The following is a 9,452-nucleotide window of genomic DNA, read 5'->3' as shown; positions in this document are numbered from 1 at the left end:
ACTCGTCCAACGACGGCGGCAACAACAAGATCTGATCCGGATCGAACCGCCGAAACGTCTTCGCACTACCCACGACTGGTCAACGACCGACCACCCCGAACGAAGCGTTACTGACCCACGCTCCTAGTGGTGGGCAACACCGGTTTCGAGGTGGATCAGCCGACGTGCCGGGGCTGGTCGAGCCGTTCCGGCGTGGCGGACGGGAACGAACCGGGACGCGCCGGCGGTGACCGGTCCGGTGCCCACGGCCGGCTGAAGGGGGTTGCGCGCGGCGCACGGCCGGTGACAAGATCGCTGGCGTCAGCTCGAGATGAAAGGGGGTGCGTCGATGTCCAGCAACCATAACTCCGCACCCCGGGTCCTCGTCGGCTGAAGTCCCGGAGGCGGAGCGTCCCCATCCAAACCTGGAGGGAACACCCGTGTATCCACGGATCCGCAACATTAGCTTTGACTGTCATGACACGTACGCCCTGGCGGGCTTCTGGGCCGAGGTGCTCGGGTACGCCCGGCACTCCGAGGACTTCCCGGGCGACCCGGAGGCTGCCCTGCTGCCGCCGGACGACGCCACCGCGAACCTGTTCTTCCAAGAGGTGCCGGAAGACAAGGTGACCAAGAATCGGCTGCACATCTGCCTGGAGCCGGTCGACCGGACCAGGGACGAGGAGGTCGAGCGGGTGCTCGGTCTCGGTGCCAGCATGGTCGTCGACCGACGCCGCTCCGACGGGACCGGTTGGGCGGTGCTCGCCGACCCGGAGGGCAACGAGTTCTGTGTGGTCCGCAGCGCCGGGGAGCGTGTCCCCACCACTGTGGAGGAACATCTGTGAGTTCAATCGTCCACAACATCAGCATCGACTGTGCCGACACGTACGCGCTCGCCGGCTTCTGGTCGCAGGTCTTCGACTGCCCGATGCAGCCCGACGACCTTCCCGGTGACCCGGAGGCGATGCTCCTGCCGCCGGGCGGCCCGGAGGTGCTGTTTCTCGCCGTGCCCGAGGGCAAGACGGTGAAGAACCGGCTGCACCTGGACCTGCAACCCGCCGATCGGAGCCGGGCCGAGGAGGTCGAGCGGCTGCTCGGCATCGGCGCGACGCTCGTCGCCGATCACGTCAGCCCGACCGGCGGAGGTTTGGGTGGTGCTCGCCGACCCGGAGGGCAACGAGTTCTGCGTGCTCGGTAACGCGGCCGAACGGGCGGCGGCGGCAGCGGCTCGGGCCGTAGCGGTGGTCGCCGAACCGGCCTGACCGTCGACGTACGGCACGGGGCCCCGGCCACCCGAAGGTGGCCGGGGCCCCGGTTACCCGCCGATCAGGAGCGCTGTTCGATCTCGCCCCGGATCGTGGTGAACTCGGCCTTCGCCTGCTCGGCGGACTTGAAGTACAGGATCACGAGGCCCTGGCTGCCCCGGTCGGTCCACACGCAGACGCCGAGCGGCACGCCCTCGGCCTTGCCGTCGCCGCAGCGCGCCTCACCGCCGAGCGGGCCGGCCTCGATCGTCGCCATGTTGGTCAGGCTCAGCTCACCGGTCAGCTCGGTGACCGAGGTATCCATCTCCTTCTTCGGGTCCTGGACCAGCCCCGACGCGGCAGCGATCATGATGAGGTCCTGCTTGGCGGGGTCGCCGTAGAAGGCGCCCACGGCGCTGGTCTCGCCCTGCACCGTCGACTTCATCTCGGTGACCATGCCGTCGGCGGCGCGCTGCAACTGCGGGTCGGTGTTCTTCGCCCGGCCGGCGAGGGTGGCCGGCGCGACCACCCGGGTCTTGGTGGCGTCGACGACGTCGCCCACCTCGTCCTTGACCGCGAACCAGGTGATCGCCGCACCGCCGAGGCAGAGCACCAGCACCACGGCCAGCACGATCAGGATGATCTTGCCGACCTTGGACTTCTTCGCCGGCGGCGGGCCGACGGGAGCGCTCGGGTCGCCGTACGGCTGACCCGGCTGCGGGGCCGGGAAGCCCTGCTGCTGCGGGAAGCCCGACTGCTGCGGCGGGTGAGGGGAATCGTGCGGCGGGCCGTAGGGGGTGGCCGGCGGCTGGGACATCAGTCAGCTCCAAATTCGGGTGGACAAGCGGGTGATCTTAACCCGGTGGTAGGACATCCCGTCGCCCCGATCGCAGGTCCCGACCGTCGCAGGTGCCGAAACGTGATCGCGGTGGCCGGTCCGTCCAGGAGGGACGGTCCGGCCACCGCGACGGTGAAGCAGTGAGCGGTCAGGCGGGCAGGCTCGCCGCCCCGCGCGGCAGGATCCGCCGGCCGGTGACCCGCTCGCTGGTGCCGGTCCGGTCCAGGTACGGCGTGACGCCGCCCAGGTGGAACGGCCAACCAGCACCGAGGATCATGCACAGGTCGATGTCCTGCGCCTCGGCGACCACACCCTCGTCCAACATCAGCCGGATCTCCTGCGCCAGCGCGTCCAGCGCGTTCTGTCGTACCTGCTCGGCGGTCAACGGCTGGTCACCCACCACGAGCAGCTTCGCGACCTCGTCGTTGACCTGGTCGTCGACCACGATCGGCTGACCCGAGTCGGCGATCCGCTTGAGATTTTCGCTGACCCCGAACCGGTCCGGGTAGGCGGCGTGCAGCGTGCCGCCCACGTGGTAGGCGACGGCCGGCCCGACCAGCTGGAGCAGGGCGAGCGGGCGCATCGGCAGGCCCAGCGGGTCCAGTGCGCTGTTCGCCACGTCCAGCGGGGTGCCGGCGTCGACGGCCGCGAAGACGGTGCCCAGGAAGCGGGTGAGCAGCCGGTTCACCACGAACGCCGGAGCGTCCTTGACCAACACGCTCGACTTCTTGAGCTGCTTGCCCACCGCGAACGCGGTCGCGAGGGTGGCGTCGTCGGTGCGCTCACCCCGGACGATCTCCAGCAGCGGCAGCACGGCCACCGGGTTGAAGAAGTGGAAGCCGACCACCCGCTCCGGGTGCTCCAGCTCGGCGGCCATCTCGGTGATGGACAGGCTGGAGGTGTTGGTGGCGAGTACCGCCTCCGGGGAGACGATCTTCTCCAGCTCGGCCCAGACCTGCTTCTTGACGCCCAGGTCCTCGAAGACCGCCTCGATGACGAAGTCGGCGTCCGCGAAGGCGCTCTTGTCGACCGTGCCGCTGACCAGGCCGTACAGCTTGGCGGCGGTGCCCTTGTCCATCCGGCCCTTGGTGACGGCCTTCTCGATCTGGGTGTGCACGTAGCCGACGCCCTTGTCCACCCGGGACTGGTCCAGGTCGGTCATCACCACCGGCACCTGGAGGCGACGGGCGAACAGCAGCGCCAACTGGCTGGCCATCAGGCCCGCGCCGACGATGCCGACCTTGGTGATCGTGCGGGCCAGGCCCTTGTCCGGTGCTCCGGCCGGCCGTTTGGCGCGCCGCTGCACCAGGTCGAACGCGTACAGGCCGCTACGCAGCTCCTCGGAGAAGACCAGGTCCGCGAGGGCCTCGTCCTCGGCGGCGGTGCCGGTCGCGAAATCCGCGTCCTTCGCCGTCTCCAGCAGGTCGAGCGCCTTGTACGCGGCCGGCACCGCGCCGTGCAGCCGCTGGTTCAGCGTCTCCCGCGCGAAGTAGAGCACGCCGGCCCACATGTCCTTGTCGACCTCGGGCCGGGTGACGGTGACCTGGCCGCGCACCACCCCGGCGGCCCACTCCAGGGACCGCTCCAGGAAGTCCGCCGGCTCCAGCAGCACGTCCGCGATGCCCAGCTCGGCGGCCTGCTTCGGCTTGAGCATCTTGTTCTGCGTCAGCGGGTTCTGGATGATCACCTGGGTGGCGGCGGGGATGCCGATCAGGTTCGGCAGCAGCTGGGTGCCGCCCCAGCCGGGCACCAGACCCAGCGACACCTCGGGCAGGGCGAGCGCCGCCGCGCCACCGGACAGCGTCCGGTAGTGGCAGTGCAGCGCCAACTCCAGGCCACCGCCCATCGCCGCGCCGTTGACGAACGCGAACGTGGGCACGGTGCTGTCCTTGAGCCGGGCGAAGACCCGGTGGCCGAGCCGGCCGATCTCCAGCGCCTGCGCACGGTCGGCGAGCTGCGGCAGGCCGACGATGTCCGCGCCCACGCAGAAGATGTACGGCTTGCCGGTGACCGCGATGAACGCCGGGTCGGCGGCGAGCGCGGCGGTGATCGCCTCGTCCAGGCTGGCCAGCCCACCCGGGCCGAAGGTGTTCGGCTTGGTGTGGTCGAAGCCGTTGTCCAGCGTGATCAGGGCGGCCGGGCGGTCCAGCCCGGGTACGTTCACCTGACGCAGCAGCGCCTTGGTGACGACCTCGTTCGGTGCGGCCAGTGCGCTCACTTGTCGCCCTCCGTCCAGTGCGGGTTCTCCCAGATGACCGTGCCGCCCATGCCGATACCGATGCACATCGCGGTGACGCCGTAGCGGACCTCGGGGTGCTCGGCGAACTGGCGTGCCAGCTGGGTCATCAGCCGCACGCCGGACGACGCGAGGGGGTGACCGATGGCGATCGCACCGCCCCACGGGTTGACCCGCGGGTCGTCGTCGGCGATGCCGAAGTGGTCGAGGAAGGCGAGCACCTGTACGGCGAACGCCTCGTTCAGCTCGAACAGGCCGATGTCGTCGATGCTGAGCCCGGCGAGGCGCAGCGCCTTCTCCGTCGACGGGATCGGGCCGACGCCCATCACCTCCGGTTCCACCCCGACGAAACCGAACGACACCAGCCGCATGGCGACCGGCAGGCCCAGCTCGCGGGCGGTGGCCTCGTCGGCGAGCAGGCTGGCCGTGGCGCCGTCGTTCAGGCCGGCCGCGTTGCCCGCGGTGACCTTGCCGTGCGGGCGGAACGGGGTCTTCAGGGTGGCGAGCTTCTCCAGCGAGGTGTCCCGGGGGGCCTCGTCCACCGTGGCCAGACCCCAGCCGCCCTCCGCGTCGCGGATGGACATCGGCACCAGGTCGTCCTGGAGCTTGCCGTTGGCGTACGCCTTCGCGGTCTTCTGCTGCGAGGCGAGCGCGAACGCGTCGGTGCGCTCCTTGGTGATGTGCGGGACCAGGTCGTGCAGGTTCTCCGCGGTGGCGCCCATGACCAGCGCGGACGGGTCGACCAGCTTCTCCGCGATGATGCGCGGGTTGGGGTCGACGCCCTCACCCATCGGGTGGCGGCCCATGTGCTCGACACCGCCGGCGATGGCGACGTCGTACGCGCCAATGGCGATGCCGCTGGCGACGGTGGTCACGGCGGTCATCGCGCCGGCGCACATCCGGTCGATGGCGAAACCGGGCACGGTCTTGGGCAGACCGGACAGCAGCGCGGCGGTGCGGCCGATGGTGAGGCCCTGGTCGCCGATCTGGGTGGTGGCCGCGATGGCGACCTCCTCGACCCGCTCCGGCGGCAGCTGCGGGTTGCGGCGCAGCAGTTCACGGATGCAGCGGATCACCAGGTCGTCGGCGCGGGTGTTGGCGTACATGCCACCCGCCTTGCCGAACGGGGTGCGGACGCCGTCGACGAAGACGACATCCCGGACTTCACGGGGCACTGGAGCCTCCTAATCGACCACGGCAGGTTCTCCCCGGATGCTACTCGCCAGTAACCAGCCCCGTCCCGACCCTCCGCTGTGGCCCACCCCACACCGGCCGGGGTCCTACCCCTGGGCTGGCTGGGTCGGCGAGAGGGCCTCGGCCAGGTCGGGGGCGAGGAGGGCGATCTGCCATTCGCGGGCGTTGAACCCGCGCAGGGTCTCCGCCACCGTGTCCTCGGTGACGTCCTCCGGCGGAGTCCACGCCAGCCGCCGGACCGAATCCGGGGTGATCAGGTTCTCCGGAGGCAGATTGTGCTCGCCGGCGATGCGGACCACCACCTCCCGGGAACGGGCGAGCCGACCGGCCGCCACCGGATCCCGTTCGGCCCACCGGTGCGGCGGAGGTGGACCCTCCACCGTCGGCGTCACCGGCAGCTGGTCGTCCGGCAACTGCCGGGCGTCGTCGAGTGCGGCCAGCCAGGTGCGAGCCAACCGGCGTACCGATCGACCGCCGAAACCGGGCAGCGTCAGCAGCGTCTTCTCGTCCTTCGGATCCAGCTCGGCGGCGGCGATGATCGCCGAGTCGGGCAGCACCCGACCGGGCGCCGAGTCCCGACGGGCCGCGATCTGGTCCCGGGCGTACCACATCGAGCGCACCCGGGCCTGAGCCCGCGCCCCGCGTACCCGGTGGATGCCCGAGGTGCGTCGCCAGGGCTCCGCGCGGACCCGGGGCGGGCGTGCGCCGGTACGGACCAGCGCGGCGAACTCCTCCGCGGCCCACGCCGACTTGCCCTGGCGGGCCAACTCGGCGGCGAGCGCGTCGCGCAGGTCGGTCAGCAGCTCCACGTCGAGCGCCGCGTAGGTCAGCCACGACTCGGGCAGTGGCCGGCTCGACCAGTCGGCCGCCGAGTGGTGCTTCTCCAGGGTGAATCCGAGCAACTGCTCGGTCAGCGCGGCCAGGCCGACCCGCTCGAATCCGGCCAGCCGAGCGGCCAGTTCCGTGTCGAACAGACGGCGCGGACGCAACCCCACCTCGGCGAGGCAGGGCAGATCCTGACTGGCCGCGTGGAGCACCCACTCGGCCTCGCCGATCACCGCGTCCAGTGCGCTCAGGTCGGGCAGCGGCAGTGGGTCGATCAACGCCGTGCCGGAGCCGGCCCGACGGAGCTGGACCAGGTACGCCCGTTGGCTGTAGCGGTAGCCCGAGGCCCGCTCGGCGTCCAGGGCGACCGGGCCGCTGCCGGCCGCGAAACGGGCCACGACCTCGGCAAGCTCGGCCGGCGCGGCCACCGGATCGGGGGTGCCGTCACGCGGGGCGATCAGCGGAACGGGCCCACCGTCGGTCGGGTCGGCTCCCTCGCCCGCCGGCTGCGGCTGGGCCGACGGCGGGTGGTGGGGGGCGGTGCCCGGAAGGTCTTCGGCGGGCCGACGGCGCAGGGGTGGTTCGTCGGTCACCTGTCAACCCTAGTGCGCGCGGTGATCCGGTGGGTGCAGCCGGTCCGGTGCGTGTCGGTCAGGTGTCCAGAAGGTGTCCTTTCGGATGCCGGACATCGGGGGAGACAAAGCCCTTTCGCGCAGGTACGGTCCATCGAGCCGCCGGCCCGGGTACGCGTGACACGCGGGTCGCTGGCGGCACGGGGAGACCACGGGAAGGCAAGACGATCATGACGGCTGGCTTCGGTTCGGGGGACGGACGACCGGCGGGTGCCGAGCCTGACGGCGTGGGCGGGCCGACCGGCGAGCGGCCGGGGCCACTGCCATCGCGCATCGAGCCGCACCCCGGTGCCGCGCCGACCTGGTCCGCTGCCCCGACCGGCGACGCCGATCCGTCCCGGGTCGTTCCGACCCCGCGTACCGGCTGGTCCGGCGCACCCAACACCGGCCAGTGGGGCGGCCCGCAGCCGTCCCCCGTCGCCGCCCCGGCGCCGTACGCAGCCCCGGGCAACCCCGCAGCGCACGGCGCCGGCGCTCCGACGGTGCCGCCGAGCGCTGGCGGCCACCCGTCACCCGCGCCGAGCTTCCCGGGCGGTTACCCGCAGCAGCCCGGCTGGCCGGCCAGTGCGCCGCCGTTCGCGACCGCGGGCCACCCGGGCGGTCCCGCGCAGCCCGGCTGGCCGGCCAGTGCGCCGCCGTTCGCGACCGCGGGCCACCCGGGCGGTCCCGCGCAGCCCGGCTGGCCGGGTGCCGCACCGCCGCCGCTCGCCGGGGCACCGCGTCGCCGCCGCTGGCCGGTCGTGCTCGCCACGCTGCTCGTGGTCGTCCTGGCGGCGGTGGCCGGCGTGCAGGCGTACCAGCTCGACCGCCTCGGCGACCGGCTCGCCGACACCGACCGGCGGCTGGCGCAGGCCCAGGACGGCGACGGCACCCGCTTCGACGCTCTGGAGAAGCGGGCGGAGGCGCTGGAGAAGCAGGCCGGCGCCGCGTTCAACCCGGAGGCGGTGGCCAGCGCGGTGCTGCCCAGCGTGTTCCGGGTCCGGGCCGGCCAGTTCACCGGGACCGCGTTCGCGGTCGGCAAGCCGGCGGCCGGCGGCGGGACGAACCTGTTCACCAACTTCCACGTGGTCGAGGCGGTGTGGGACGGCGGTGGCCGCGAGGTGTTCCTGGAGCGCACCGACCAGCGCTTCCCGGCGACCATCGTGAAGGTCGACAAGACCAACGACGTGGCTCAGCTGCGGACCAGCGGAAAGTTCACCGGCCTGGTGACCGCCCCCGCCGCCGTGAAGTCCGGCCAGCAGATCGTCGTCGTCGGCGCTCCGCTCGGTCTGGAGGACAGCGTCACCACCGGTGTGGTCAGTGCGCTGCGCTCCGCGTCGGGCGGCTCCGGGCCGTCCATCCAGTTCGACGCTCCGATCAACCCGGGCAACTCCGGCGGGCCGGTGATCAACGGCAGCAAGCAGGTGGTCGGCATCGCCACCGCCAAGGCGCGCGACGCCGAGGGCATCGGGCTGGCCGTACCGATCAAGGTCGCCTGCGACGGCTTCAAGATCTGCTGACCCCGATCTGCTGACCCACGGTCCGGCGTCGGTGCCGGTTCCGCTCCACCACCCACGGCCGGCACCGGCCGTTCCCGTTCCCGCCCGGGTCCACGGACCCGGACGATCTCGCCGCTGTACCCGGACCGTCGCGCCCACCGGCGGGTGGTCCGCTCACCTGGAGGAATAGAGATGTCCCAGCCATCGAACGGACCGGACGGGCTTCCGTCGGCCACCCCGACGCCGCCGACCGGCGACCCGACCGTCCAGTACTCGGCGGGCGCCGAGCCGACCGTCCAGTACCCGGCGGGCCAGCCGGTGCCGCCGCAGTACGCGCCCGGTCAGTCCGCACCGCCGTACGGCGCGGCCCAGCCCGCGCCGTACGGCGCCCCGCAGGCCGCGCCCAACTACCCGGCCAGCGCCCCGCCGTACGCCGGGCAGGTCTCCGGACCACCGGTTTCCGCCCCCGGCTACGCCCCGCCGATGTCCGCGCCGCCGGTCTCCGGCCCGGCCTACGGGCAGCCGATGTCGGCCCCGCCGGGGATGCCGCCGTACGGGGCGCCGCCGGCCGGCCGGAGTCGCACGGTGCTGGTGTTGGCGGTGGTGGCGGCGCTGCTCTTCGTCGTCAGTGGCGTGATGACCGGGCTGTTCGTGACCAAGAACAGCGAGCTGAACCGGACGGAGAAGCGCCTCACCGGTCAGGTCAGCCAGCGTGACGGCACGATCAGGGCCAACACCACCGAGATCGCCAAGCTGAGGACCGACCTGCAGGCGATGCAGGACAAGCTCGACAACACCGAGCAGGACCTGACCGGCACCCGCAACGACCGTGACGAGCAGGCCCGGCAGAAGAAGGTCATCGCGAGCTGCCTGGACAAGCTGACCACGGCGCTCGGCGCGGCGGCGGCCGGCAACAAGGGCGCGTACGACAGCGCGATGAAGGGCCTCGACAAGGTCTGCGACGAGGCCGAGAACTACCTGTAAGAGGGCATCCCGCCCCGCCCGCCCGCCACCCGGTCGATCATG

Annotated in this window: 7 protein-coding genes and 1 pseudogene; 4 read left to right on the top strand and 4 right to left on the bottom strand. The window is 72.0% G+C overall.

The annotated features are described in order from the left end of the window. Positions 1-419 precede the first annotated feature (419 nt). Together F8271_RS32655 and F8271_RS27520 are read left to right on the top strand one after the other, a co-directional pair. Positions 420-824 (top strand): VOC family protein, encoded by a 405-nt coding sequence (locus F8271_RS32655; protein WP_192580487.1) that lies wholly within the window; start codon positions 420-422, stop codon positions 822-824. Then, positions 821-1,241, top strand: a pseudogene (locus F8271_RS27520) (VOC family protein). Before F8271_RS32655 ends, F8271_RS27520 begins: the two are co-directional and overlap by 4 nt. Before the next feature lie 64 nt (positions 1,242-1,305). On the opposite strand, the gene F8271_RS27515 reads toward F8271_RS27520, so the two are convergent. From F8271_RS27515 to F8271_RS27500, 4 genes are all read right to left on the bottom strand, one after another. Beyond that, a complete protein-coding gene (locus tag F8271_RS27515; protein ID WP_151492762.1) occupies positions 1,306-2,040 on the bottom strand; it encodes a DUF3824 domain-containing protein in 735 nt (244 codons plus the stop codon). 169 nt (positions 2,041-2,209) lie between these two features. Continuing rightward, the gene (locus tag F8271_RS27510; protein ID WP_151492761.1) at positions 2,210-4,279 is read right to left on the bottom strand and encodes a 3-hydroxyacyl-CoA dehydrogenase NAD-binding domain-containing protein; all 2,070 of its coding nucleotides are present in this window, start codon (positions 4,277-4,279) and stop codon (positions 2,210-2,212) included. After that, on the bottom strand, positions 4,276-5,472 hold the full coding sequence (locus F8271_RS27505) for a thiolase family protein (RefSeq protein ID WP_151492760.1): 1,197 nt from the start codon (positions 5,470-5,472) through the stop codon (positions 4,276-4,278). Before F8271_RS27505 ends, F8271_RS27510 begins: the two co-directional genes overlap by 4 nt. Before the next feature lie 105 nt (positions 5,473-5,577). Continuing rightward, a complete protein-coding gene (locus F8271_RS27500; RefSeq protein ID WP_151492759.1) occupies positions 5,578-6,909 on the bottom strand; it encodes a ribonuclease D in 1,332 nt (443 codons plus the stop codon). Positions 6,910-7,118: 209 nt separating this feature from the next. On the opposite strand from F8271_RS27500, the gene F8271_RS27495 reads away from it, so the two are divergent. Continuing rightward, complete coding sequence (locus F8271_RS27495) at positions 7,119-8,447, top strand: S1C family serine protease (RefSeq protein ID WP_151492758.1); 1,329 nt, start codon at positions 7,119-7,121, stop codon at positions 8,445-8,447. Between the two features lie 171 nt (positions 8,448-8,618). Then, a complete protein-coding gene (locus tag F8271_RS27490; protein ID WP_151492757.1) occupies positions 8,619-9,410 on the top strand; it encodes a hypothetical protein in 792 nt (263 codons plus the stop codon). Positions 9,411-9,452 lie beyond the last annotated feature (42 nt).

The sequence above is a fragment of the Micromonospora sp. ALFpr18c genome, assembly GCF_008868155.1.
Classification (GTDB): domain Bacteria; phylum Actinomycetota; class Actinomycetes; order Mycobacteriales; family Micromonosporaceae; genus Micromonospora.
This window is presented reverse-complemented; position numbering and strand designations above follow the sequence as displayed.